Origin of the sequence: Aeromicrobium massiliense JC14 (assembly GCF_000312105.1) — a bacterium.
GTDB classification, from domain to species: Bacteria; Actinomycetota; Actinomycetes; order Propionibacteriales; family Nocardioidaceae; genus Aeromicrobium; species Aeromicrobium massiliense.
Map to the genome: position 1 here is coordinate 546,977 of NZ_HE978638.1, position 24,930 is coordinate 571,906.

The following is a 24,930-nucleotide window of genomic DNA, read 5'->3' on the forward strand; positions in this document are numbered from 1 at the left end:
TGCCGTCGTCTCCGAGGTCAGCCGCTGATGACGACGGCGATCTTGGTGACGTCCTCGGCGCGGATCGCCGTGGCCGGCGCGGTGGCGCTCAGCGGGACGGTGACGTTCGTGCCGGCGAGGGCGGTCCGTGTGCCGCTGCCCAGCGTGCCGCTGGCGCCGGCGAGGGTCACCTCGGCGTCCTGGCCGGCACAGGCGGCAGCGACGCCCTGCAAGGTCAGTCCGCTCACGACGTACTGGCCGGCCGTCGTGTCGTACGTCGTGGTGTAGTCCACCGAGACGCCGTCGGTGTCGCACGAGGCGACGGTGTCGGTGTCGGCACCGAGGTCGGGCCCACCGAGACCGCCGAGCGTCGCGGCGGACGAGAGGACGGCGCCGGCCGCGGTGATGCCGGCGGCGAGGGCGAGGGCGAGCGGCTTCTTCATGGTTCTCCTCAGGAGTCGGAACCCGTCGCACGCTAGACCCGGGAACCCGGGCCAGACGGTTTTCGCGGCAAAGATCCCAGGTACGTGGGGCCAGAACCGTGTGGGTCGCGCAACCGTCCTCGACGGTTGTCAGACCCTGGTGTGAGCATGTGACGCAGACCACGAGGGAGTCCGCGATGACCGACATGATCCGCGCCAGAGGACTGGTGAAGCGCTACAAGGAGGTCGAGGCCCTGGCCGGCCTCGACCTGACCGTGCCGCAGGGCACGGTGCTGGGCCTGCTCGGGCCCAACGGGGCCGGCAAGACGACGGCGGTGCGCATCCTGGCCACCTTGCTCGTTCCCGACGCCGGCTCGGCCGAGGTGGCCGGGGTCGACGTGCTGGCCGACCCCGACGGCGTCCGCAGCCGCATCGGCCTCTCGGGCCAGTACGCCGCCGTCGACGAGCACCTGACCGGCTACGAGAACCTCGAGATGGTGGGCCGGCTCTACGGCATGCCCCGGGCCCGGGCCGGACGCCGCGCGCGCGAGCTGCTCGAGCGCTTCGACCTCGCCGACGCCGGTGACCGTCCGGCCAAGACGTACTCCGGCGGCATGCGGCGACGGCTCGACCTGGCCGGCGCGCTCGTGGCCGAGCCGCCCGTGCTCATCCTCGACGAGCCGACCACCGGCCTCGACCCGCGCAGCCGCCAGCAGATGTGGTCGGTCATCCGCGACCTGGTCTCGTCCGGTGCCACGCTGCTGCTCACGACGCAGTACCTGGAGGAGGCCGACCTGCTCGCCGACGACATCGTCGTCATCGACCACGGCCGGGCGATCGCCCAGGGCACCGCCGACGAGCTCAAGTCCCAGACCGGCGGTGAACGCATCGAGGTCGTCGTCGCCGACCCGGCCCGCCGGGGCGATGCCGCCCAGGTGCTGGCGACCGTCGCCCTCGGCGAGGTCCAGACCGACGAGAACGGCCGGGGCGTCACCGCGGCGGTCGAGGGCGACGGGGCCGGCCGGCTCATGACCGTCCTGGAGGGCCTGCGCCGGGTGGGGGTGGACGTCCTGGACGTCGGCCTGCGCCGGCCCACGCTCGACGACGTGTTCCTGACGCTCACCGGCCGTCCGGCCGAGGAGCAGCAGCAGGACGACGACGCCCGCACCGAGTCCGAGGAGGTGGCGCGATGACCAGCGCCGTCCGCGTCGCCACCGACGGCTGGGTCGTGGCCAAGCGCAACCTGATCAAGATCAAGCGCGTGCCGGAGATCCTGGTCTTCGTCCTGCTCTCGCCGATCATGTTCGTCCTGCTGTTCGCGTACGTCTTCGGCGGCGCGATCGACCCGGGCGGCGGCGTGAACTACCGCGAGTTCCTCATCGGCGGCATCTTCGCGCAGACGGTCGTGTTCGGGGCCACGTTCACCGGCGCCGGCCTGGCCGAGGACATGCAGAAGGGCATCATCGATCGGTTCCGGTCGCTGCCGATGTCGCGGTCGGCGGTGCTGGTCGGCCGCACGGCGTCCGACATCGTCTACAACGTGCTCTCGTTGATCATCATGGCGCTCACCGGCCTGCTGGTCGGCTGGCGCATCCGCGAGTCCGCGCTCGAGGCGCTCGGTGCCTTCCTGCTGCTCATCGTGTTCGCCTACGCGATCAGCTGGGTGATGGGCTACGTCGGCCTGCTGGTGCCGAGCGTCGAGGTGATCAACAACGCCTCGTTCATCGTCATCATGCCGCTGACGTTCGTCTCCAACGCGTTCGTGCCGCTGGAGTCGTTCCCGCCCGGGCTGCAGAAGTTCGTGGAGTGGAACCCTGTGTCGTCGCTCACCCAGGCGGTGCGCGAGCTGTTCGGCAACACCAGCGACGCGGTGCCCGTCCCGGACGTCTGGAGCATGCAGAACCCGGTGCTCTACACGCTGCTGTGGGTGGTGCTGATCCTCGTCGTGTTCGTGCCGCTGTCGATCCGTCAGTACCGGCTGTCGACGATGCGCTGAGCGGGGCGCGCCTGCCGATCTCGTCGGTGGCCTGACGTAGGCTGGAGCCCTTCCCCGAAGCGGCCTGGCACACGCCCTGCGTGCCGTCGTTCGTCCCTGCCTGAGGAGGCCCTCGCACCCATGCCGAGCGACTCGTCCTTCGTGCACCTGCACGTCCACACGGAGTACTCGATGCTCGACGGGGCGGCGCGCCTGGGGCAGATGTTCGAGCGCACCGCGCAGCTCGAGATGCCGGCCATCGCGATGACCGACCACGGCAACGTGCACGGTGCGTACGACTTCTACGCGCAGGCCAAGAAGGCCGGGGTCAAGCCGATCATCGGCATGGAGGCCTACCTCACGCCCAACACGCACCGCAGCGAGAAGAAGCGCGTGCAGTGGAACAAGGGCGGCGACGACGACGTGTCCGGTGGCGGCGCCTACACGCACATGACGCTGCTGGCTGAGTCCACCGAGGGCATGCACAACCTGTTCCGGATCTCCAGCCGGTCCAGCCTCGAGGGCTACTACTACAAGCCGCGCGCCGACCGCGAGCTGCTGGCCGAGTACGCCAAGGGCATCATCGCCACGACCGGCTGCCCGTCGGGCGAGATCCAGACCTGGCTGCGCATCGGCAACTACGAGAAGGCGCGCGAGAGCGCGGCCGAGTTCCGCGAGATCTTCGGCAAGGACAACTTCTTCCTCGAGCTCATGGACCACGGCCTGAGCATCGAGACCCGGGTGCGCGACGGCCTGCTGCGCCTGATGAAGGACCTCGACCTCCCGCCGATCGCCACGAACGACTCGCACTACTCCCACCCCGAGGAGTACAAGGCGCACGAGGCGCTGCTGTGCGTCCAGTCCGGCAGCAACCTGTCCGACCCCAACCGGTTCAAGTTCGACAGCCAGGACTACTACATCAAGTCCCCGGCCGAGATGCGCGAGCTGTGGGAGGACAAGCACGGGCTCAAGGAGGCGTGCGACAACACGCTGCTCATCGCCGAGCGCTGCGAGGTGGAGTTCACCGAGTCCACCGGCGGCTACATGGCGCGCGCCGACGTGCCCGAGGGCGAGACCGAGGAGTCCTGGTTCGTCAAGCAGGTCTGGGGCGGCATCGAGCAGCGCTACCCCGGCGAGAAGCTGACCGATGAGGTCCGCGCCCGCGTCGAGATGGAGCTCGACGTCATCCGCACCAAGGGCTACTGCGGCTACTACCTGGTGGTCGCCGACTTCATCAACTGGTCCAAGGACAACGGCATCCGCGTCGGGCCGGGCCGTGGCTCGGGCGCCGGCTCGATCGCCGCCTACGCGCTGCGCATCACCGACCTGTGCCCGATCGAGCACGGCCTGATCTTCGAGCGGTTCCTCAACCCCGAGCGCCCCTCGATGCCCGACTTCGACATCGACTTCGACGAGCGTCGGCGCGGCGAGGTCATCCAGTACGTCTCGAACAAGTACGGCAGCGACCGCGTCGCCCAGATCGCCACCTTCGGCCGGATCAAGTCCAAGCAGGCGGTCAAGGACGCCAGCCGGGTGCTCGACTACCCGTTCGCGATGGGCGAGCGCATCACCAAGGCGCTCCCGCCGGACATCATGGGCAAGGGCGTCCCGCTGGGCGACCTGTTCAACCCCGACCACAAGCGCTACGGCGATGGCGGCGAGTTCCGCTCCCTGTACGAGCAGGACGCCGACGTCCGCACCGTGGTCGAGACGGCGAAGGGCCTCGAGGGCCTGATCCGGCAGTGGGGCGTCCACGCCGCCGGCGTCATCATGTCCAGCGAGCCCCTGCTCGACATCGTGCCGATCATGAAGCGCGAGCAGGACGGCGCGATCATCACCCAGTTCGACTACCCGATGTGCGAGTCGCTGGGCCTGGTCAAGATGGACTTCCTGGGCCTGCGCAACCTCACGGTGCTCGACGACGCCCTGGTCAACATCAAGGCCAACCGCGACGAGGAGGTCGTCCTGGAGGACCTGCCGTTCGACGACCCGGCCACGTTCGAGCTGCTGTCGCGCGGCGACACCCTCGGCGTCTTCCAGCTCGACGGCGGCCCCATGCGCGCACTGCTGCGCAGCATGAAGCCGGACAAGTTCGCCGACATCTCGGCCGTCGGCGCGCTCTACCGCCCCGGCCCGATGGGTGCGGACTCGCACAACAAGTACGCCCGGCGCAAGAACGGCCGCGAGAACATCGACCCGATCCACCCCGAGCTGGAGGAGCCGCTCAAGGACGTCCTGGGCGAGACGTACGGCCTGATCGTCTACCAGGAGCAGGTCATGGCGATCGCCCAGGTGCTGGCCGGGTTCTCGCTCGGACAGGCCGACAACCTGCGTCGCGCCATGGGCAAGAAGAAGAAGTCCGAGCTCGACAAGCAGTACGCGGGCTTCCAGGCCGGCATGCTCGAGCGCGGCTACTCGCAGAAGGCGATCACCACGCTGTGGGAGATCCTGCTGCCCTTCTCCGACTACGCCTTCAACAAGGCGCACTCGGCCGCGTACGGCGTCGTCTCGTACTGGACGGCCTACCTCAAGGCCAACTACCCGGCCGAGTACATGGCCGCGCTGCTCACCAGCGTCCGCGGCGACAAGGACAAGTCGGCGGTGTACCTCAACGAGTGCCGCCGCATGGGCATCAAGGTGCTGCCGCCGGACGTCAACGACTCGGTGGCCAACTTCGCCTCGGTCGGCACCGACATCCGTTTCGGCCTCGCCGCCATCCGCAACGTCGGCGAGAACGTCGTCGCCGAGATCGTCGCCACCCGGCAGGAGAAGGGCACGTTCACGTCCTTCACCGACTTCCTGCAGAAGGTGCCCGACCGCGTCTGCAACAAGCGCGTCGTCGACTCGCTCATCAAGGCCGGCGGCTTCGACTCGATGGGTCACCAGCGCCGCGCGCTCGTCACCATCGCCGAGGACGCCGTCGACCAGTACGGCGTGCTCAAGAAGGGCTCGGACGTCCAGGACTCGCTGTTCGGCGGCACCGACGACGAGCTCGCCGGCGTCACGATCACCGTCCCGACCATCCCCGAGTGGGACAAGACCCAGCTGCTGGCCTACGAGCGCGACATGCTCGGCCTGTACGTCTCCGACCACCCGCTGCTCGGCCTCGAGCACGTCCTGCGGGCCAGCAGCGACTGCACCATCGGCGAGCTGAACGCCGACGCCGACCGTCCCGACGGCTCCACCGTGCGCCTGTGCGGCCTGGTCAGCGCGGTGTCCAAGCGCATGACCAAGAAGGGCGACACCTGGGCGATCGTCACCCTCGAGGACCTCGAGGGCGCGATCGACGTGCTCGTGTACCCGTCCGCCTACACGCTGGCCGGCCAGTCGCTGGTGCAGGACGCGATCGTCGTGGTCAAGGGCCGGGTGAAGCGCAAGGACGAGGGCCTGGAGGTCAGCGCGATGGAGGTGACCCAGCCGACGCTCAGCACGAGTGGCTCGGAGGGCCCGATCGTCGTGACGCTGCCGGTGGCGCGCTGCACGCAGGACACCATCGCGCAGTTCAAGCACGTCCTCGGCTCCTACCCGGGCACCGCCGAGGTGCACCTGCGGCTGCAGAGCGCGCAGGGAACCAAGCTCATGCGGCTCGACCGGGGGCTGCGGGTGACGCCGTCGTCGTCCCTGATCGCGGACCTCAAGGAGCTCCTCGGCCCGAGCTGCCTGTCATGAGGCGCCGTCCGGTCGCGAGCCTGCTGGTCCTCGCGGTGCTGCTCGGCGCCCTCGGCGGCGCGGTGTGGGCCGGCCTGGCCGATCCCGCGCTGCTGGAGGTCCGCGAGCAGGGCATCGTCCTGACTGAGCGCGCCTCGACCGCCGCGATCGACGTCGTGCTGCTCTACCTGCTCGTCGGCGTCGTGGTGTGCGTGCCGCTCGGGGTGCTGGTCGCGCACCTCGTGCGCGGGCCTCGTGGCGTGGCCGTGACGATCGTGGCCGGCCTGGTCGCCGCCGCCGTGGCGTTCGCCGTCGGCCGCACCCTGGGCCCGCCGGACCCGGCCGGTCTCACCGGTCTGGCCGCCGGCGACACCGTGCCGCAGCAGCTGGGCATCGGCAACGTCGTGCCCACCGTGGTGTGGGCCGCCGCCGGGCTGGTCGGGCTCCTGGCCGCGACCGCCGTCGGCGACCGCGAGCCCGAGCCCGAGCCTGAGGTGCCGGTCCCGCGCTAGCCGGCGTCCCGGTCAGCGCGCGACGTCGGCCAGCACGGCGTCGGTGACACGCTGCAGGTCCGCCGGCGCCAGCTCGATGTCGAGCCCGCGGCGTCCGCCGGACACGAGCACGGTGTCGTGCAGCTCGACGGTCTCGTCCAGCACGGTGCGGTGCGTCTTCTTCTGCCCGACGGGGGAGATGCCGCCCAGGACGTAGCCGGTGGCCCGTTGCGCCGCGTCCTTGTCGGCCATCTGCGCCTTCTTGCCGCCCAGTGCGGCGGCCATCGCCTTGAGGTCCAGCGAGCCCGAGACCGGCACGACGCCGACGCAGAGCTCCCCGTCGACGTCGACCATGAGCGTCTTGAACACCCGGTCGGGGTCGACGCCGAGCGCCTCGGCGGCCTCGAGCCCGTACGACTCGGCGCGGGGATCGTGGGAGTAGGGGCGCTCGGTGAAGTCGATGCCCAGGCGCGTCAGCAGCGCCGTCGCGGGGGTGCCCGAAGCCATGGCGTCACCCTAGCGACGCCGGATGCCGGCGAACGGGGGACCGGCAGGACCTGGCACGACTAAGGTCGTGTCGCCCGCCTGCCGAAAGGGAACCCCATGCCTTCCTCCGCCCTGGCTCGCGCCGTCGCCCTCGCGGTGGCCGCCTCGGGCCTGGCCCTCGTGCCCGGGACCGCGCAGGCGTCCGACCCGCTCACCAGCGACGCGGAGGGCCCGGTCACCGTGCAGCGCGACCGCGGCGGCCGGGTGTTCGCGTCCACCCGGGCCGGCGACAGCCTCGACAACCCGCGCGTGGGGCCGAGCACGTCGCCGCGCTCCGCCGCCCGGTCCCACCTGGACCGCTACGGTGCCGGCCTCGGCGTAGACGATGCCGACTTCGACGTGGTCGCGACGACCCCGCTCGCGTCCGGCGGCGACGTGGTGCGCTCCCAGCAGCAGGCCGACGGGCTGCCCGTCCTCGGCGGCGAGGTCGTCATGGTGCTCGAGGACGACCGCTCGCTCGCCAGCGTCCAGGCCAGCGTCGTGGACGTCCCGCAGGTCGAGACGCCGCAGGTCGGTCGCGCGGACGCCGAGGCCCGCGCCCTCGCCGTGGTGCGCAAGCAGGCCGGCGCGGACGTCCGCGTGTCGTCGGCCCGCCGCGTCGTGCTCGACCCGGCCCTGTTCGAGCTGCCGGCCGGGGCGGCCACCGCCTGGGAGGTCGAGGTCGGCAACGGGCTCGAGGTGCGACGCCACGTCTACCTTGACGACCGCAGCGGCGGCGTCGTCCGCGTGGTCGACCTGGTCCAGCACCTCGACCGGGTCGTCTGCGACGCCGCGAACGTGCGCGGCGCGGGCGAGTCGTGCACCGACGGGTTCGCCCGTCAGGAGGGCCAGGGCGCGACCGGCGTCACCGACGTCGACCTGGCCTACGACCTGGCCGGCGAGGTGGCCGCGATGTACGCGTCGGCCGGCGTCGACCTGGCCGCGATGCTGTCGACCGTCCCGGACGGATCCCGGCTCGCCGCCACCGTGCGCTTCTGCGAGCCGCTCGACGACACCCGGCCCGAGACCGACCAGGAGCCGTGCCCGTGGCCGAACGCCGCGTGGAACGGCAGCCAGATGCTCTACGGCCAGGGCTTCGCCGCGGCCGACGACGTGGTCGGCCACGAGATGACCCACGGGTTCGTGCAGCACACGTCCAACCTGTTCTACTTCGGTCAGCCGGGCGCCATCAACGAGTCGATGGCCGACGTCGTCGGCGAGCTGCTCGACCAGCGCCGCGGCAGCGACGACGACTCGGCCTGGCACCTGGGCGAGGACCTGCCGGGCGGTGCCGTCCGGAGCATGAGCAACCCGACGGTGGCCGGCGACCCGGACTCGACCGCGAGCCGCTTCTGGCACACCGACGCCTCGGACGCCGAGGGCGTGCACCTCAACAGCGGCGTGGGCAACAAGACCGCCTATCTCATCTCCCGCGGCGGCAGCTTCGGCGGCCAGACCGTGACCGGCATCGATGCCGGTGACCCGACGCGCACCAAGACGCTGCTGCTGTACCTGGACACGATCCGCTCGCTCGGCAGCGCCAGCGACTACGCGGCGCTCGGACGCACGCTCGTCGCCACCTGCCAGCGGCTGGTCGGCACCGAGGGCTTCACCGCGGGCGACTGCACGCAGGTGCAGAGGGCGGTCGCCGCGACCCAGCTCGCCAAGCGCCCGGCGAACCTGGGCAAGGACCCGTCGGCGTCCATGACGTGCCCCGACGGCACGAAGCCCACCGTCGTCCGCACCCTGGAGGACTTCGAGACGCCGGCTCCCGAGATCTGGCAGCAGGTTCCTCGTGACCCCTCGTTCGCGGTGCCCGCACCCGGAGAGACGGCCTGGTACGCCGACGACTACGCGGCGATGGGCCGCGGGACCGTGCCGCTGATCACCCGCGGCGTCGCGCTGAGGCCGCAGCAGCTCACCTACCTGTTCCTGGAGCACTGGTTCGCCTTCGAGACCGACCCCGAGACCGGAGAGCACTACGACGGCGGCATCGTCGACACCTCCAGCCCGGACACGCTCGCCGCGTCGCGCTGGGCGAACGGTCCGAGTGGCGTGCTGTTCGGCAGCGACGTGGTCGGCTTCGCCGGCTCCAGCCGGGGCTGGACGTCCAGCCGGGTCGACCTGACCGGGCTGCGCACGAGCGCGTCCGGGACGGTCGACGTCGCCCTGGCGCTCAGCGCGGACGACACGGGCTTCGAGCAGGGCTGGTACGTCCGCCAGGCGACGGTCTACACCTGTCCGGTCGGTCGGCTGACGGCCGGCACGGCCGCCGTGCAGGGGACGCCGCGGGTCGGCTCCCGGCTCGCCGCCGTGACGCCGCGGGCGTGGGGTCCCGCGCCGGTCGCGCTGAGCTACCAGTGGCTGCGCGGCAGCACGCCGATCGCCGGGGCGAAGCAGCGCACCTACGTGCCCACCACCCAGGACGTCGGCCGACAGCTGCGCGTGCGCGTGACCGGAGCCAAGCCGGGGTTCGCGGCCAGGACGGTCGTCTCGGGCCTCACCGGACGGGTCCAGGGCGTGCTGCGAGCCGGCCGCCCCGCCGTGCGGGGCAAGGCCACCGTCGGCACGCGCCTGCGCGCGTCCGTGCGCTGGACGCCGCGAAGCACCCGGTCGTCCTACCAGTGGCTGCGCAACGGGCGGCCGATCAAGGGCGCGACCCGGTCGTCGTACCGGCTCGTGGCCAAGGACCGGGGCCGGCGCATCTCGGTGCGGGTCACCGGACGTCTGAAGGACCACGTCACGCGCACGGTCACCTCGCGGAGCACCGCGAAGGTGCGCCGCTGAGCGGACGTCCTGCGCCTGCGTCCACCGCGTCGAGCGGCGGACGCAGGCGTGACGGGCGCCGGTAGGATCGACCGGTGCCCTTCCTGCGACAGATCGACCTGCGTCCCGTCGACGACCCCCGCGAGTACGCCGCCGCCGTCCCGCGCGGCGAGGTCGACATCGACCATGCGCTGCAGGCTGTCTCGGCCATCTGCGAGCAGGTGCGCGCCGAGGGCGACGAGGGCGTGCTGGCCCTGGGGGAGCGCTTCGACGGCGTCCGTCCCGCGACCCTGCGCGTCCCGGCCGAGCAGATCGCCGCGGCGCTGACCTCGCTCGACCCCGATGTCCGCGCCGCGCTCGAGCAGTCGATCACCCGGCTGCGCGCCACCTGCGAGGCCGAGCTCGAGCACAGCGTCACCACCACGGTCGCGCCCGGAGCGGTCGTCGAGCGCCGCATCGTCCCGATGCAGCGCGTCGGCCTGTACGTGCCCGGCGGGCTCGCGCCGCTCATCAGCACCGTGGTCATGAACACCGTCCCGGCGCAGGTGGCCGGCGTGCCGTCCATCGCCATCGCCACGCCGCCGCAGGCCGAGTTCGGCGGCGCGCCGCACCCGGCGATCCTCGCCGCGTGCGCGCTGCTGGGCGTCGACGAGGTCTACGCCGCCGGTGGTGCCCAGGCCGTCGCGATGCTGGCCTACGGCACCGAGTCGTGCGCCCCGGTGAACCTGGTGACCGGACCGGGCAACATCTACGTCGCCGCGGCCAAGCGGTTCGTCCGCGGCCAGGTCGCGATCGACTCCGAGGCGGGCCCCACCGAGATCGCGATCGTCGCCGACGAGACGGCGGACGCGGCGTTCGTCGCTGCCGACCTGATCAGCCAGGCCGAGCACGACCCGATGGCCGCCTCGGTGCTCATCACCGACAGCGAGGCGCTGGCCGCCGCCGTCGAGGCCGAGCTCGAGTCCCAGGTCGCCGCCACCAAGCACGCCGAGCGCGTCACCACCGCGCTCACCGGACGTCAGTCCGGCGTCGTGCTGGTGCGTGACACCGACCAGGGCGTCGACGTGGCCAACGCCTACGCCGCCGAGCACCTCGAGGTGCAGACGCGAGATGCCGCCGCCGACGCGGCCCGCATCGTCAACGCGGGTGCCGTCTTCGTCGGTCCGTTCGCGCCGGTGTCGCTCGGCGACTACGCGGCCGGCTCGAACCACGTGCTGCCCACGGCCGGCTGCGCCTGCCACTCCTCGGGGCTGTCGGTCCGGGCGTTCTGCAAGAACATGCAGGTCGTCACCTACACCGAGGACGCCCTCCGCGAGGTCGGCGGCCACGTCGTCACGCTCGCCGAGGCCGAGGACCTGCCCGGTCACGGTGCCGCCGTCTCGATCCGTACCGCCCGATGAGCGAGCGCCAGCGAGTGAACGATCTGATGTCACGAGTCGCGCCGTCGTCCTACGGTGCTCTTTTTCAGGCGGCGGCGCGATGAGCGAGCGCCAGCGAGTGAACGATCTGATGTCACGAGTCGCGCCGTCGTCCTACGGTGCTCTTCTTCAGGCGGCGGCGCGATGAGCGTTCCCGACTGGGTGCCGCTGCGCGAGGAGCTGCGCGACGAGGAGCCGTACGGTGCCCCGCAGCTCGACGTGCCGGTGCAGCTGAACACGAACGAGAACCCGTACGGTCCGAGCGCGGCCGCCGCGGACGACATCGCCGCGGCGGTGCGCGACGTCGCGCTGGGGCTCAACCGCTACCCCGACCGCGAGGCGACCGCGCTGCGCGAGGGCCTGGCCGACTACCTCGGCCACGGCCTGACCTCGACCCACGTGTGGGCGGCGAACGGGTCGAACGAGGTCATGCAGCAGGTGCTGCAGGCGTTCGGCGGTCCCGGACGCACGGCGCTGTCGTTCGCCCCGACGTACTCGATGTATCCCGAGTACGCCCGCAACACCCACACGCGGTGGGTGGCCGGACGCCGACGCGACGACTTCGGCATCGACGTCGACGCCGCGCTCGCGCTGATCGAGGCCGAGCAGCCGGACGTCGTGGTGCTCACCAGCCCGAACAACCCGACCGGCACCGCGCTCGACCCCGCCCACACGCGGGCCGTGCTCGAGACGGCGCCCGGCGTCGTGGTGGTGGACGAGGCGTACGCCGAGTTCCGTCGCGACGGCGTCCTGAGTGCGCTGGAGCTGCTCGCGGAGTTCCCGCGGCTGCTGGTCACGCGCACGATGAGCAAGGCGTTCGCGCTGGCCGGCGGCCGGCTCGGCTACGTCGCCGCCGACCCGGCGATCATCGACGCGCTGCGCATCGTGCGGCTGCCCTACCACCTCTCGGCGGTCTCGCAGGCGACGGCGGTCGCCGCCCTGCGCCACCGCGACGAGCTGCTCGGCCAGGTCGACCAGCTGCGCCGCACGCGCGACGAGACCGCGGCCTGGCTCACCGAGCAGGGCTTCGAGGTGGCGCCGTCGGACGCCAACTTCGTCCTGTTCGGCCGGTTCGACGACCGGCACGCCGTCTGGCAGGGCGTCTTGGACCGCGGCGTGCTCATCCGGGAGACTGGACCCGACGGATGGCTGCGGGTGTCGATCGGCACGCCGGCCGAGATGGAAGCGTTCAAGCAGGCACTGACGGAGGTGGCTTCGAGATGACCCGTACGGCTCGCATCGAGCGAAAAACGTCCGAGTCCCACGTCGTCGTCGAGGTCGACCTCGACGGCACGGGCCGCACGGACATCGACACCGGCGTGGGGTTCTACGACCACATGCTCACGGCGCTGGGCCGCCACTCGCTCATCGACCTCACGGTCCGCAGCGTCGGCGACCTGCACATCGACGCCCACCACACGGTCGAGGACACCGCCATCTCCCTCGGGGAGGCGCTGCGCGAGGCGCTCGGCGACAAGGCCGGCATCCGCCGCTACGGCAACGCCACGATCCCGCTGGACGAGGCGATCGCCACCTGCGTCGTGGACGTGTCGGGCCGCCCGTACTTCGTCCACACCGGCGAGCCCGAGCGCCAGATCACCGCGATCATCGGCGGCCAGTACGTCGGGTCGCTGACCTCGCACGTCCTGGAATCGATCGCCCACCACGCGGGGTTGACGATGCACATGACCCTCCTCGCCGGCCGCGACCCGCACCACATCGCCGAGTGCCAGTTCAAGGCGCTCGCGCGCGCCCTGCGCGAGGCGGTGGCCCTGGACCCGCGCGAGACCGGCATCCCCAGCACCAAGGGAGCGCTGTGACGGCGAAGGTCGCCGTCCTCGACTACGGCTCGGGCAACCTGCGCTCGGCCGTCCGCGCCGTCGAGCGCGCCGGCGCCGAGGTCGTGCTGACGACCGATCAGGACGTCGCCCTGGAGGCCGACGGCCTGCTCGTCCCCGGCGTCGGCGCCTTCGCGGCCTGCATGGAGGGGCTGCGTGCGGTCGACGGCGAGCGGCTGATCGAGAAGCGGCTCATCGCGAACCGTCCGGTCATGGGCATCTGCGTGGGCATGCAGATCCTCTTCGCCCAGGGCATCGAGCACGGCGTCCGCGCCGATGGCTGCGGCGAGTGGCCGGGCACGGTCGAGCAGCTGCAGGCACCGGTCGTGCCGCACATGGGCTGGAACACCGTCGAGCCCGGCGCCGGGTCGCGGATGTTCGAGGGCCTGGAGGACGCGTCGTTCTACTTCGTGCACTCCTACGGGGTGCGCGAGTGGCTGCTCGACCCGCCGCCGTCGTTCCCGCAGCCGGTCGTCACCTGGACGGCCTACGGAGAGGAGCGCTTCGTGTCGGCGGTCGAGAACGGCCCGCTCTGGGCGACGCAGTTCCACCCCGAGAAGTCCGGCGACGCCGGCGCGCAGCTGCTGCGCAACTGGGTCGGCACGCTCTAGGCCTCAGTCGGCGACGGCGTCGAGCAGGATCTCGGCCAGGTCGTCCGGACGGGTGAGGTGCGGCCAGTGGCTGGTCGGCAGCCAGGCGATCGTCAGGTCGTCGTAGCCGTCGAGCTCGTCGGCCACCGCGGGGTACTCGCGCCTCCACGTCTCGAGCTGCGCCTCGTCGAACCCGGACGCCACGACGAGCGCAGGCACGGCGAAGCGTCGCCCGGCCGAGAGGTCCCAGCCGTCGCGGGCGACCTGCGCGGGGAACGGGACAGCGGCCTGCTCGATCTCGGCGCGCAGCTCCGGTGACAGGTCGCGCTGCTCGGGCTCGCTCAGCTCGTCCCACGAGAACGGCACCTCGTCGCCGGACGGCTCCGGACTTCCGGACGGGTCGAGCGGCATGGGGGAGGAGTCGACGAACACGGCGAGCCGCACCAGCTCGGGGTGCTCCTCGGCGACCACCTGCACGAGGCGCCCGGAGAAGCTGCTGCCGGCCAGCACCACGGGCTCGTCGGCCGCCCGGACGGCGTCGAGCACGGCCTCGACGTGGTCGGCGAGCCGGACGCCGCTGCGGTCGTCGTCGGGACCGGTGCCGGGCAGGCTGGCCAGCAGCACGCGATGGCCGCGCTGCTCGAGCAGCGGCACCAGGTGGCGCCAGGACGACGCGTCGAGCCAGAAACCGCGGACGAGGACGAAGGTGGCCATGGTCACACCGTAGGCGCGACGTCCGACAAGGTCACGGGCCTCGGAGCGGTGAGCCTGCGTCCACCGCGCACCACGGCGTGGACGCCGGCTCACCGCCGCCCGGACGCCGTGGACGCTAAGTCTCCGCCGCCGCGCACGGCCGAAGCCCTCGCGTCCACGCCGCGCACCGGCGGGCGGGCGGGGGAGCGGCGGCCGATACGATCACCCGGTGACTCTCGAGCTCCTCCCCGCAGTCGACGTCGCCGACGGACAGGCCGTGCGCCTGGTCCAGGGCGAGCTCGGCAGCGAGACGACGTACGGTTCGCCCCTCGACGCCGCCCTGCAGTGGCAGACCGACGGCGCGGAGTGGATCCACCTGGTCGACCTGGACGCCGCGTTCGGCAAGGGCTCCAACCGCGAGCTGCTGGCCGAGGTCGTCGGCCGCCTGGACGTGAAGGTCGAGCTCTCCGGCGGCATCCGCGACGACGCCTCGCTCGAGGCCGCGCTCGCCACCGGCTGTCGCCGGGTCAACCTCGGCACCGCCGCGCTGGAGGACCCGGAGTGGTGCAAGAGCGCCGTGGCCCGCTTCGGCGACCAGATCGCCGTCGGCCTGGACGTGCGTGGCCGCACCCTCGCCGCGCGCGGCTGGACCGAGGACGGCGGGGACCTGTTCGAGGTGCTCGAGCGGCTCGAGCGCGACGGCGTCGCCCGCTACGTCGTCACTGACGTCACGAAGGACGGCACGCTGCAGGGCCCGAACCTGGACCTGCTGCGCCAGGTCTGCGACGTCACCGACAAGCCGGTCGTCGCCTCCGGCGGCGTGTCCAGCCTGGACGACCTGCGCGCGATCGCGTCGCTGACCGGCATCGGCGTCGAGGGCGCCATCGTCGGCAAGGCGCTCTACGCGGGCGCGTTCACGCTGCCCGAGGCGCTCACCGCCGTCGCCGAGGTCTAGAGCACCGTCCGGACCAGCTCGAGGAAGCCGTAGCCGGCACCGAGCAGCAGCGCGACCAACGCGCCCAGCACGAGGACGACCACCGCGGTCTCGCCGAGGTCGCTGGACTCGTCGTCCGCCTCCTCGGGGACGTCGGGCAGCCTCCGCAGGGCGAGGTGCTCGGCGGCGTGCGCCTGCGAGCAGAACCGCAGGTCCAGCCGGGTGCCGGACACGATCCAGGAGTCGTCCCACTCGTCGGCGTCCACGCCGCGACGGACGGCCAGGAGCAGGGGCCCCTCCGTCTCGGGGTCGAACAGCTCTCGGCACTCGTCGCAGCGCTGGGTCATCGGCACGGGCAGACCCTAGCGCCCGCCGGGGACGTCGGTGGGCCCCGATAGATTGCGGGGGTGACTCTCGCCGTCCGTGTGATCCCCTGCCTCGACGTCGACGCCGGCCGCGTCGTGAAGGGCGTCAACTTCGTCGACCTCCAGGACGCCGGCGACCCGGTCGAGATGGCCAAGGTCTACGACGCCGAGGGCGCCGACGAGCTGACGTTCCTCGACATCACCGCGTCCTCGGACGACCGCTCGACCACGTTCGAGGTCGTCGGCAGCACCGCCGAGCAGGTGTTCATCCCGCTGACGGTGGGCGGCGGCGTGCGCGAGGTCGACGACGTCAACCGCCTGCTCCGCGCGGGCGCCGACAAGGTCGGCATCAACACCGGCGCCATCGCGCGCCCCGAGGTCATCGCCGAGATCACCGGCCGGTTCGGCAACCAGGTGCTCGTGCTGAGCGTCGACGCGCGACGCAGCGACGAGCAGCCCAGCGGCTACGAGGTCACCACCCACGGCGGACGCCGCTCGGCCGGGCTGGACGCCGTCGAGTGGGTCAAGCAGGCCGGCGAGCTGGGCGTGGGCGAGGTCCTGCTCAACTCGATGGACGCCGACGGCACCAAGCAGGGCTTCGACCTGGAAATGATTCGGGCGGTCCGCAGCGTTACGAGAGTGCCACTCGTCGCGAGTGGCGGCGCCGGTCGGCTGGAGCACTTCGCCCCTGCCGTGCACGCCGGGGCCGACGCCGTGCTCGCCGCCAGCGTGTTCCACTTCGGTGAGCTGACCATCGGACAGGTGAAGGACAGCCTGCGCCGCGAAGGAATCCATGTCCGTTGACACCGCGGCGCCCGACGACCTGACGGGCACCGACGACCGCATCATGCGGCGCGGCTTCGGCCTGCTGGGTCGCGGCATCGTCGCCCAGAAGTGGTGGTTCACGGTCTCGGTGGTCGGCAGCCTGCTCTACGGCGCCATGACCGTCGCGGACGCCTGGGTGCTCGGCTGGGCCACCGATCACGTCATCCGGCCGTCCTTCGAGCGCGGCGACGTGGCCGAGGGCGCGCTGTGGACCGCGGTGTTCCTGTTCATCGGCGTCGCGGTGCTGCGCGCGCTGGGCATCGTCGGCCGCCGCCTGGTCGGCGGCCTGGTCTACTACCGGCTCATCGCCGACTACCGCCGCCGGGTCACCCGCCAGTACCTGTCGCTGCCGATGTCGTGGCACCACCGCCACCCGACCGGGCAGCTGCTGAGCAACGCCAACGCCGACGTCGAGGCCACGTGGGCGGTCTTCATGCCGCTGCCGATGGCGCTCGGCGTCGTCGCGATGCTGCTCACCGCGATCGTCGCCATGGTCGAGGCGGACGTCGTCCTGACCCTGGTCGGCCTCGTCGTGTTCCCGGCGCTGTTCGGCATCAACGTCTTCTACCAGCGCTGGCTCTCGCCCAAGGCCGCCCGCGCGCAGTCCCTGCGTGGCGACGTCAGCGCCGTGGCCCACGAGTCCTTCGACGGCGCCACCGTCGTGAAGTCGCTCGGCCGCGAGGCGGACGAGACCGAGCGGTTCCGCACCGCCACCGAGCGGCTGCGCGACGCCAACATCGAGGTCGGCCGCATCCGCAGCGTGTTCGACCCGCTGCTCGAGGCGCTGCCGAACCTGGGCATCCTGCTCGTCATCGTGCTCGGCGTCGGCCGGGTCGCGAGCGGGGCCGCCGAGCCGGGCGACGTCGTCCAGGTCGCCTACCTGTTCACCGTCGTCGCGTTCCCGGTCCGAGCCATCGGCTGGGTGCTGGGCGAGCTGCCGCGCAGCGTCGTCAGCTGGGACCGTGTCGACAGCGTCCTCGCCGCGACCGGCTCGATGCAGTACGGCGACCGCACCCTGCCGGGCGGCGGCGCCGTCCAGCTCGACCTGCGCGACGTCACCTACACGTTCCCCGACGCCGACCGCCCGGTGCTGTCGCACCTCGACCTGCACGTCGGACGCGGCTCGGTCACGGCGGTCGTGGGCTCCACGGGCAGCGGCAAGAGCACCCTGACGTCGCTGCTGGTGCGCCTGGTCGACCCGCAGCAGGGCCGGGTCGAGCTCGACGGCGTCGACGTCCGCACGCTCACCCACGACGACCTCGCGTCGACGGTCGCCCTCGTGCCGCAGTCGACCTTCCTGTTCGACGACTCGGTGCGCGAGAACGTCACCCTCGGCAGCGAGGGCATCGACGACGCCGCCGTGTGGGACGCGCTCCGCACCGTCCAGGCCGAGTCGTTCGTGCAGGCGCTGCCCGACGGGCTCGACACCCAGCTGGGCGAGCGCGGCACGACCCTGTCGGGCGGCCAGCGCCAGCGCCTCGCCCTGGCCCGCGCCCTGGTGCGCCGCCCGCGGCTGCTCGTCATGGACGACGCCACCAGCGCGCTCGACCCCGACGTCGAGCGGCGCATCCTGGCCGAGCTCGCCGCGCGCACGTCCGACGGCACCGGCCCCACGGTGCTCGTCGTCGCGTACCGCAAGGCCACCATCGCGCTCGCCGACGAGGTCGTCTTCCTGCAGGCCGGACGCATCGTCGACCGCGGCCCGCACCACGAGCTCGTCGTCCGGTCCGAGGCCTACCGCGACCTCGTCGACGCCTACGACCAGGCCCGGGAGGCCCAGTGACCACCACGACCGCCGAGCGGCGCACCGCGGCCCCGGCCCCGGCCAGCGAGGCGCACGAGGTGACCGGCTGGGCCGTCATCCGTCGCGGCCTGGCCCTCTCGCCGCAGGTCATGGACGGCCTGGGCGTCACGCTGTTCCTCGCCCTGCTGAGCACGGTGGGCGCCTCGATCGTGCCGATCGTCGTGCGCGCCGCCATCGACGACGGCCTGGGCGACGGCTCGCAGATGGACGAGGGCCGGATCTTCCTCTACGCCGGGCTGACGCTCGTCGTCGTGCTGCTCACCGCGGTGGCCGGCTACGCCATGCGCATCCGCCTGTTCACCCGCAGCGAGGTCGCCCTGTCCGACCTGCGGGTCCGGGCGTTCCGGCACGTCCACGACCTCTCGGTGCTGACCCAGAGCAGCGAGCGCCGCGGCGTGCTCGTCTCGCGGGTCACCTCCGACATCGACCAGATCTCGCTGTTCCTGCAGTTCACCGGCGTGATGATCGTGGTCAGCGTCGGCCAGATGCTCGTGGCGACGATGATCATGGCGTACTACTCCTGGCAGCTGACCGTGGTCGTGCTCGTGTGCTTCCTGCCGCTGTGGCTGTCGCTCACGCTGTTCGCCAAGCACATGAGCCGCGCGTACGACACCGTCCGCCGCACGGTGGGCGAGATGCTCGCGGTCATCGCCGAGCCGGTCGTCGGTGCCTCGGTGGTGCGCTCGTACGCGATCGAGCGCCGCACCCAGCGCCGCGTCGACGCCGGCATCGACCGCAACTACCGGGCGAACATCCGGGCGCAGAGCATCGTGGCCGTCACGTTCGCCTCGGCCGGCGTCGCCGGTGGCCTGGCCAACGCCGGCGTCATCGCGCTGGGCGTCGTGCTGGGCGTGGCCGGCGGGCTCTCGATGGGCACGGTGATCGCCTTCGCCTTCCTGGTCGGCCTGTTCGTCGGCCCGGCCCAGCAGGCCACCCAGGTCATCACGGACGCGCAGAACGCCATCGCGTCCTGGCGCCGCGTGATCGCGCTGCTCGACACCCCGGCCGACGTGGTCGACCCGGGGGAGCGGGGCACCACCATCCCCGACGAGCCGCTCGGCGCCCGCTTCGACGACGTCGCGTTCGCCTACCCCGGCGGTCCGCGCGTGCTGACCGACGTCGACGTCGAGATCCCGCCGCGCCAGCGCGTCGCCGTCGTGGGCGAGACCGGGTCGGGCAAGACGACGTTCGCCAAGCTGCTCACCCGGCTCATGGACCCGGTCGAGGGCGCGGTCCGCCTCGGCGGGGTCGACCTGCGCGACGTCCCGTTCAGCGACCTGCGCCGGCACGTCGTGATGGTGCCCCAGGAGGGCTTCCTGTTCGACGCCACGCTGCGCGACAACCTGCGGTACGGCCGCACGGGAGCCACCGACGCCGAGCTCGAGACCGCGTTCACCGACCTCGGCCTGGCCGACTGGTTCGCCGGCCTGCCTCAGGGCCTGGACACCCAGGTCGGCCAGCGGGGCGAGTCGCTGTCGGCCGGCGAGCGCCAGCTCGTCGCCCTCGTCCGCGCCGCCCTCGCCGACCCGGCCCTGCTCGTGCTGGACGAGGCGACCAGCGCGGTCGACCCGCAGACCGAGCTGCGCGCCACCCGGGCGCTCGAGACGCTGCTGTCGGGGCGCACCAGCGTCACCATCGCGCACCGGCTCAGCACCGCCGAGTCGGCCGACCGCGTGCTCGTCTTCGACGCCGGCCGGCTCGTCCAGGACGGCAGCCACGCCCAGCTGCTGGCCGAGGGCGGCGTCTACGGCCGGCTGCACGCCAGCTGGGTCGCCCAGTCGAACCTGCCTGGGAGGATGGACGCGTGAGCGATCTCGACCCCGCCGTCGCCGAGCGGCTCAAGCGCGACCCGAACGGCCTCGTCCCGGCCGTCGTCCAGGAGGCGTCCACCAAGGACGTGCTGATGCTCGCCTGGATGGACGACGAGGCGCTGCGCCGCACCCTCGAGACCGGCCGCGCCACCTACTGGAGCCGCAGCCGCCAGGAGTACTGGGTCAAGGGCGAGACCTCCGGGCACGCGCAGCAGGTGCGTGAGGTCCGGCTCGACTGCGACGGCGACACGCTGCTGCTCGTCGTCGACCAGACCGGCGCCGCCTGCCACACCGGCGACCACACCTGCTTCGACGCGGACCGCCTGGCATGAACGCCCGCCGGCTGTACGGCCCGGTCGTCCTGGCTCTGCTGGCGGTCGGGGGACTCGCGTTCCTCGGCGCCACCCGCGTGTGGGCGAAGGCGACGGTCGAGGCCGACGGCCTGCTGCCCGACGACGTCTCGGTCACCGGCCGCGACGTCACGCCGGCGGCCGCGGCCCTGGCCCTCGTGGTGGTCGCGTCGTCGCTCGCCGTGCTGGCCGCGTCCGTCCGGGTCCGCCGCGTCGTGGGCGTGCTCGTCGTGCTGGTCTCGGTGCTGGCCTGCGTGCTGGTGCTGACCGCCGACGTCACCGGCAGCGCGTTCGCCCAGGCGGTCGAGGAGTCCACCGCGTACACGGGCACCAACGAGCCGGACGTCGTCGCCGAGTCCGCCTGGCGGCTCGTGACGGCCGGTGCGTTCGTGCTCGCGGCCGTGCTGGGCGCCGTCGTCGCCGCCCTGGCCGGACGCTGGCCGACCATGGGCCGGCGCTACGACGCGCCGGCCGCGCACGGGCCCGGCGACGAGGTCGTCGCCGAGGACGCGTCACCCGCCGACCTCTGGAAGGCGCTCGACGAGGGCCGCGACCCGACGCAGTAGGCTGTGGCCGCACGCACGCACCGCGCACTCGAGGAGAGACCCATGCACCACGGCTCCACCCCCGCCGCCTGGACGGCCGTCATCATGGCCCTGGTCGGCCTGACGATCGGTGGCGTCGGCCTCGTGCCGGAGCCCAACTGGCTGATCTTCTGGATCGGTGTCGGTGTGACGCTCGCGGCTGGCATCGTGGGCCCGGTCATGTCCGCCGCCGGCCTGGGCGCGAAGCGCGCCGAGGCCGACCACCACTGATCTCGCGACTCCGAGGAGCCCGATGACCGACGGCCCGCAGTACCCCTCCTACCCCGGCGACCCGCAGCAGCCCGGCCAGACCCCGCCGCCGCAGCAGGGTGGCTACCCGCAGCAGCCCGGCCCGCAGCAGCCCGGCAGCTACCCGCAGGGCTACGGCCAACAGCCCTACCAGCCGGCCCCGCCGCCGCAGGGCTACGGCTACCCGGCGCACCCGTACGCCGGTTGGTGGTCGCGCGTCGGCGCCACCCTGCTGGACTCGCTGCTCTCGTTCCTGGTCGCCTTCGTGCCGTTCGTCATCGGCCTGGTGATCCTGTTCGCGACCGCCGAGACGACCACGAACCTCGACGGCACCGAGACGATCGACGACGCCGGCAACCCACTCGGCTGGATCCTCATGGTGCTCGCGGCGATCCTCTCGATCGCGTTCACGATCTGGAACTCGATCGTCCGCATGGGCCGCACCGGCCAGAGCCTGGGCAAGAAGTGGGTCGGCATCAAGGCGGTGCGCGAGAACGACGGTCAGCCGCTGGGCGTGGGCATGTCGTTCCTGCGCTACATCATGTACACGATCTTCGTGAACGCCTGCTTCCTGGACGTCCTGTGGCCGCTGTGGGACGCGCGCAAGCGCACCTGGCACGACATGGTCGTCAGCTCGGTCGTCGTCCGCGCCTGACATGAGCACCGTCTCGACCCGTGACGCCCGCTGGTCCGCCCTGCGCGGACCAGCGGGCGTCGCCGTCGCGGGCCTGGCCGCCGGCGTGCTGCTGCACGTGCGCGACCCGCACGAGTCCGGCTCCTACGGCTACTGCCCGTTCCTGCTCGTGGGCGACCGGCCGTGCCCGGGCTGCGGCGGCCTGCGGGCGGCGAACCTGCTGACCAACGGCGACGTCGTCGGCGCGATCTCCAGCAACCTGCTGGCCGTGCTGCTCGCCGCGGTGCTCGCGGTGGCCTGGGTGGTCTGGGTCGTGCGGCGCTGGCGGGGCGAGCGGGACGCCCGCATGATCGTCCTGAGCGGCCGGGCGGGCGCCGTCATCATCGCCGGGGTCGTCGCGTTCGGCCTCGTCCGCAACCTGCCGTTCGGGGCGTGGCTGGCGCCCTGACCCGGCCCGACGACGACCCACGCACGACGAAGCCCCCGGCACCACGTGGTGCCGGGGGCTTCTGGCGTCGGGGAGGCTCAGCTGGCGAAGACGGCGACCCGCAGGATGATGCCCACGACCCACAGCACGACGGCGACGATGCCCAGGATGTAGCCGGCCTTGGCCATGCCCTCACCGGTCTGGCGGCCGGCGCTGTCGGCGATCTCCTTCTTGGCCTGGTTGCCCAGGACGATCGCGACGATGCCGGCGATGCCGCAGCACAGCAGGCCGACGATGCCCAGGATCATCGACCACAGGGCCTTCTTGTTCTGCTCCGGCGGGGCGCCGTAGCCACCGTCGCCGTAGCCGTAGCCTCCACCGGGCGGCGGCGGGGGCACGTCGCCTCCGGAGCCGTACGGCGGCAGGCCGCCGGGCTGGTTCGGGTCGTTGGTGTACGGCGGCTCGTTGGTCGTCATGCGCGCGAGCGTAGTGAATCTCGCCGGGCGACGCGCGCTGCGACGCGCGGGGCGGCCCGGCCGGTCAGAACGCCAGCACCAGGTCGAGCCAGTTGAACGCCCAGGACACGGCGGTCCCGACGAGGCTGACCGCGCCCAGCACGAGCCCGGCGAGCGCCATGCCGCCGCCGTCCTGACGCCCGCCGCTCGCGTCGATCTCCTGGCGGGCCAGGATGCCGAGCACGATCGCCGGCACGCCGAGCAGGAAGCAGCAGCAGACCAGACCGAGGATCCCCAGGATCATCGACCACAGGGCCTTCTTGTTCTGCTCGGGCGGCGGCGGCCCCCACGCGGGCGGCGGCCATCCGGGGCCACCGGGCGGCGGGACGGACGGCGGCTCGTCGGGCGGCACCCAGCCGTAGGGCGGGAGGTCGTGCGGGTCGTCGGGGCCGGGGTCGTGATCGGTCACCGGCGGAGCCTACGGCCCGGCGGGCCCCGTGTCCGGCGTCCGGGTGAACCACAGGTAGGCGTGCCCCCACGCGACGTAGACGAGCGGGAGGGCGAGCACCAGACCGGCGCACACCACCAGCAGCCCGGCCAGCACGATCCCGATCGTGAGGAGCATGAGGCTCACGACGTCGCCCAGGTGCTGCACGACGAGCTCGCCACTGCGGCGCACGGCGTCCACCGGCCCGAGCCGCTCGACCAGGATGACGTAGGGCGTGAACCCGGTCAGCACCGCGACGGCGACGCCCGGCAGCAGGCACAGCAGCGTGCCGACCGTGGTCATCGTCGCGACGAGCAGCCCGGTCAGCACCACGTCGGGCAGGGGCAGCGACCGCGCGGCCCGGACGACGTCGAACTCGCCCCCGTCGAGGGCGTCCAGGCCAGCGCGCACGAGCACCGCGGCGAGCACCTGCCAGAAGGCGACCAGCACGACCGCCCAGCAGGCCCAGGCGATCCGGCTGGTGCCGGCGAGCGCCTGGACGCCGGCGGCCGACAGCACGCCCGCCAGCACCACCACGGCGCTGCCCCCGATCACCCGGGCCGGGTCGGCGGCGAGGACGCGCCAGGCCGCGGCCAGCGAGTCGAACGGCTCCAGCTCGGGCGGGGGAGGCGTGGCGGACGGGTCGGGGACCATGGGCCGGAGCGTAGCGACGCGTGGGACGGGGACCCCGGAGGCGGGCCCGGATGCTGGGCTGTCGTCCGGCGTGACGGGCGCTCGGACTACGCTGGGACGCATTCCGGCCCGTGCCGCGGCCGGTGCATCGGAGGAGGCCACGATGACCGTGCTCGACGACATCCTTGCGGGCGTCGCCGCGGACCGTGATCAGCGCATGGCGCAGACCACGCTCGAGGACCTCAAGGAGCGCGCCGCGCGCCAGCTGCCGTCGATCGACCCCATGCCCGCCTTCCGCGCGGACGGGGTCTCCGTCATCGCCGAGGTGAAGCGGTCCAGCCCCAGCAAGGGCGCGCTCGCCGAGATCGCCGACCCCGCCGCGCTCGCGTCCGCCTACGAGTCCGGTGGCGCGGCCGCGATCAGCGTGCTCACCGAGCAGCGCCGCTTCGGCGGCTCGCTGGACGACCTGCGCGCCGTCCGCTCGCGCGTCGACGTCCCGCTGCTGCGCAAGGACTTCATCACCACCTCCTACGAGCTGTGGGAGGCGCGGGCTGCCGGTGCCGACCTGGCCCTGCTCATCGTCGCCGCGCTGGAGCAGAACGCGCTCGAGAGCCTGATCGAGCGCGCGCGCTCGATCGGCCTGACGCCGCTGGTGGAGGTGCACGACGAGGAGGAGGCGCGGCGTGCCGTCGACGCCGGCGCCGACCTGGTCGGCGTCAACGCCCGCAACCTCAAGACGCTCGAGGTCGACACCGGCACGTTCGCACGCGTCGCGCCGGTGCTGCCCGACCACGTCGTCAAGGTCGCCGAGTCCGGCGTGAAGGGCCCGCACGACGTCATCTCCTACGCCCGCTCCGGTGCGAACGTCGTGCTGGTCGGCGAGACCCTGGTGCGCGGCGACGACCCGCGCGCGTCGGTCGCCGACCTCGTCGCGGCCGGCCAGCACCCCGCCCTGCAGCACCGATGGTGACGCGGCGTTCCGCCCCGCCGCCCCGTCCCACCTCCCGGTGAGGCTCGTCCGCGACGT

At 72.5% G+C, this 24,930-nt stretch carries 26 protein-coding genes and 1 pseudogene; 20 read left to right on the forward strand and 7 right to left on the reverse strand.

From position 1 onward, the window contains the following. Positions 1-17: 17 nt before the first annotated feature. On the reverse strand, positions 18-422 hold the full coding sequence (locus HGAM_RS15445) for a hypothetical protein (RefSeq protein WP_019146405.1): 405 nt from the start codon (positions 420-422) through the stop codon (positions 18-20). A gap of 176 nt (positions 423-598) precedes the next feature. Between HGAM_RS15445 and HGAM_RS19725 the strand changes: the two genes are divergently transcribed. From HGAM_RS19725 to HGAM_RS15465, 4 genes are all read left to right on the forward strand, one after another. Further along, positions 599-1,594 (forward strand): ATP-binding cassette domain-containing protein, encoded by a 996-nt coding sequence (locus HGAM_RS19725; protein ID WP_019146406.1) that lies wholly within the window; start codon positions 599-601, stop codon positions 1,592-1,594. Continuing rightward, positions 1,591-2,397, forward strand: a complete 807-nt coding sequence (locus tag HGAM_RS15455; RefSeq protein WP_019146407.1) for an ABC transporter permease — start codon at positions 1,591-1,593, stop codon at positions 2,395-2,397. The genes HGAM_RS19725 and HGAM_RS15455 overlap by 4 nt, the downstream gene beginning before the upstream one ends. A 120-nt stretch (positions 2,398-2,517) precedes the next feature. After that, on the forward strand, positions 2,518-6,045 hold the full coding sequence (gene dnaE, locus HGAM_RS15460; protein WP_019146408.1) for a DNA polymerase III subunit alpha: 3,528 nt from the start codon (positions 2,518-2,520) through the stop codon (positions 6,043-6,045). Further along, the gene (locus tag HGAM_RS15465; RefSeq protein WP_019146409.1) at positions 6,042-6,536 is read left to right on the forward strand and encodes a hypothetical protein; all 495 of its coding nucleotides are present in this window, start codon (positions 6,042-6,044) and stop codon (positions 6,534-6,536) included. The genes dnaE and HGAM_RS15465 overlap by 4 nt, the downstream gene beginning before the upstream one ends. Before the next feature lie 12 nt (positions 6,537-6,548). Here HGAM_RS15465 and ybaK read toward each other — a convergent pair whose 3' ends face one another. After that, positions 6,549-7,022, reverse strand: a complete 474-nt coding sequence (gene ybaK / locus HGAM_RS15470) for a Cys-tRNA(Pro) deacylase (protein ID WP_019146410.1) — start codon at positions 7,020-7,022, stop codon at positions 6,549-6,551. 96 nt (positions 7,023-7,118) lie between these two features. Here ybaK and HGAM_RS15475 point away from each other — a divergent pair, with 96 nt between their 5' ends. From HGAM_RS15475 to hisH, 5 genes are all read left to right on the forward strand, one after another. Continuing rightward, a complete protein-coding gene (locus HGAM_RS15475) occupies positions 7,119-9,827 on the forward strand; it encodes a M4 family metallopeptidase (RefSeq protein ID WP_019146411.1) in 2,709 nt (902 codons plus the stop codon). 83 nt (positions 9,828-9,910) lie between these two features. Then, positions 9,911-11,206 (forward strand): histidinol dehydrogenase, encoded by a 1,296-nt coding sequence (hisD, locus tag HGAM_RS15480; protein ID WP_038951894.1) that lies wholly within the window; start codon positions 9,911-9,913, stop codon positions 11,204-11,206. Positions 11,207-11,368: 162 nt separating this feature from the next. Continuing rightward, the gene (locus HGAM_RS15485; RefSeq protein WP_019146413.1) at positions 11,369-12,448 is read left to right on the forward strand and encodes a histidinol-phosphate transaminase; all 1,080 of its coding nucleotides are present in this window, start codon (positions 11,369-11,371) and stop codon (positions 12,446-12,448) included. Further along, a complete protein-coding gene (hisB, locus tag HGAM_RS15490; RefSeq protein WP_019146414.1) occupies positions 12,445-13,044 on the forward strand; it encodes an imidazoleglycerol-phosphate dehydratase HisB in 600 nt (199 codons plus the stop codon). The genes HGAM_RS15485 and hisB overlap by 4 nt, the downstream gene beginning before the upstream one ends. Further along, positions 13,041-13,673, forward strand: coding sequence for an imidazole glycerol phosphate synthase subunit HisH (gene hisH / locus HGAM_RS15495; RefSeq protein WP_019146415.1), 633 nt, complete (start codon positions 13,041-13,043; stop codon positions 13,671-13,673). Before hisB ends, hisH begins: the two co-directional genes overlap by 4 nt. 3 nt (positions 13,674-13,676) lie before the next feature. Here hisH and HGAM_RS15500 read toward each other — a convergent pair whose 3' ends face one another. Continuing rightward, complete coding sequence (locus HGAM_RS15500; RefSeq protein ID WP_019146416.1) at positions 13,677-14,366, reverse strand: alpha/beta fold hydrolase; 690 nt, start codon at positions 14,364-14,366, stop codon at positions 13,677-13,679. A 208-nt stretch (positions 14,367-14,574) separates the two neighbouring features. Here HGAM_RS15500 and priA point away from each other — a divergent pair, with 208 nt between their 5' ends. Beyond that, entirely contained in the window at positions 14,575-15,300 is a 726-nt protein-coding gene (gene priA / locus HGAM_RS15505; RefSeq protein WP_019146417.1) for a bifunctional 1-(5-phosphoribosyl)-5-((5-phosphoribosylamino)methylideneamino)imidazole-4-carboxamide isomerase/phosphoribosylanthranilate isomerase PriA, read from the forward strand. Here the strand turns inward: priA and HGAM_RS15510 are convergent. Beyond that, entirely contained in the window at positions 15,297-15,632 is a 336-nt protein-coding gene (locus HGAM_RS15510) for a hypothetical protein (RefSeq protein ID WP_019146418.1), read from the reverse strand. The two genes, priA and HGAM_RS15510, sit on opposite strands and share 4 nt — an antisense overlap. Positions 15,633-15,686: 54 nt before the next feature. Between HGAM_RS15510 and hisF the strand changes: the two genes are divergently transcribed. The 9 genes and pseudogenes from hisF to HGAM_RS15550 all read left to right on the forward strand — a co-directional run bounded on the left by hisF (position 15,687) and on the right by HGAM_RS15550 (position 22,349). Continuing rightward, positions 15,687-16,448 carry an imidazole glycerol phosphate synthase subunit HisF gene (gene hisF / locus HGAM_RS15515; RefSeq protein ID WP_019146419.1) on the forward strand — a complete coding sequence of 254 codons (762 nt, stop codon included), beginning with the start codon at positions 15,687-15,689 and terminating at the stop codon, positions 16,446-16,448. Positions 16,449-16,584: 136 nt separating this feature from the next. Continuing rightward, a pseudogene (locus tag HGAM_RS21095) lies at positions 16,585-17,313 on the forward strand (ABC transporter transmembrane domain-containing protein); the annotation flags it as partial. A 150-nt stretch (positions 17,314-17,463) separates the two neighbouring features. Continuing rightward, positions 17,464-18,252, forward strand: a complete 789-nt coding sequence (locus tag HGAM_RS21100; RefSeq protein ID WP_390622764.1) for an ABC transporter ATP-binding protein — start codon at positions 17,464-17,466, stop codon at positions 18,250-18,252. Continuing rightward, complete coding sequence (locus tag HGAM_RS15525) at positions 18,249-20,081, forward strand: ABC transporter ATP-binding protein (protein WP_019146421.1); 1,833 nt, start codon at positions 18,249-18,251, stop codon at positions 20,079-20,081. Before HGAM_RS21100 ends, HGAM_RS15525 begins: the two co-directional genes overlap by 4 nt. After that, positions 20,078-20,416 carry a phosphoribosyl-AMP cyclohydrolase gene (gene hisI, locus HGAM_RS15530; RefSeq protein WP_019146422.1) on the forward strand — a complete coding sequence of 113 codons (339 nt, stop codon included), beginning with the start codon at positions 20,078-20,080 and terminating at the stop codon, positions 20,414-20,416. The genes HGAM_RS15525 and hisI overlap by 4 nt, the downstream gene beginning before the upstream one ends. Continuing rightward, a complete protein-coding gene (locus tag HGAM_RS19730) occupies positions 20,413-21,000 on the forward strand; it encodes a Trp biosynthesis-associated membrane protein (protein WP_019146423.1) in 588 nt (195 codons plus the stop codon). Before hisI ends, HGAM_RS19730 begins: the two co-directional genes overlap by 4 nt. Positions 21,001-21,042: 42 nt before the next feature. Beyond that, complete coding sequence (locus tag HGAM_RS15540) at positions 21,043-21,249, forward strand: HGxxPAAW family protein (protein ID WP_019146424.1); 207 nt, start codon at positions 21,043-21,045, stop codon at positions 21,247-21,249. A gap of 22 nt (positions 21,250-21,271) precedes the next feature. Continuing rightward, positions 21,272-21,922, forward strand: coding sequence for an RDD family protein (locus HGAM_RS15545; RefSeq protein ID WP_019146425.1), 651 nt, complete (start codon positions 21,272-21,274; stop codon positions 21,920-21,922). A gap of 1 nt (position 21,923) precedes the next feature. After that, a complete protein-coding gene (locus HGAM_RS15550; protein ID WP_019146426.1) occupies positions 21,924-22,349 on the forward strand; it encodes a DUF2752 domain-containing protein in 426 nt (141 codons plus the stop codon). A 77-nt stretch (positions 22,350-22,426) separates the two neighbouring features. Here HGAM_RS15550 and HGAM_RS20180 read toward each other — a convergent pair whose 3' ends face one another. From HGAM_RS20180 to HGAM_RS15565, 3 genes are all read right to left on the reverse strand, one after another. Further along, positions 22,427-22,804, reverse strand: a complete 378-nt coding sequence (locus tag HGAM_RS20180) for a DUF4190 domain-containing protein (RefSeq protein ID WP_019146427.1) — start codon at positions 22,802-22,804, stop codon at positions 22,427-22,429. 64 nt (positions 22,805-22,868) lie between these two features. Further along, on the reverse strand, positions 22,869-23,252 hold the full coding sequence (locus HGAM_RS20945) for a DUF4190 domain-containing protein (protein WP_019146428.1): 384 nt from the start codon (positions 23,250-23,252) through the stop codon (positions 22,869-22,871). 9 nt (positions 23,253-23,261) lie between these two features. Continuing rightward, entirely contained in the window at positions 23,262-23,924 is a 663-nt protein-coding gene (locus tag HGAM_RS15565) for a hypothetical protein (RefSeq protein ID WP_019146429.1), read from the reverse strand. A 142-nt stretch (positions 23,925-24,066) separates the two neighbouring features. On the opposite strand from HGAM_RS15565, the gene trpC reads away from it, so the two are divergent. After that, positions 24,067-24,873: an indole-3-glycerol phosphate synthase TrpC gene (trpC, locus tag HGAM_RS15570; RefSeq protein ID WP_019146430.1), complete on the forward strand. Its 807-nt coding sequence runs from the start codon at positions 24,067-24,069 to the stop codon at positions 24,871-24,873. The last annotated feature ends 57 nt before the right edge of the window (positions 24,874-24,930 follow it).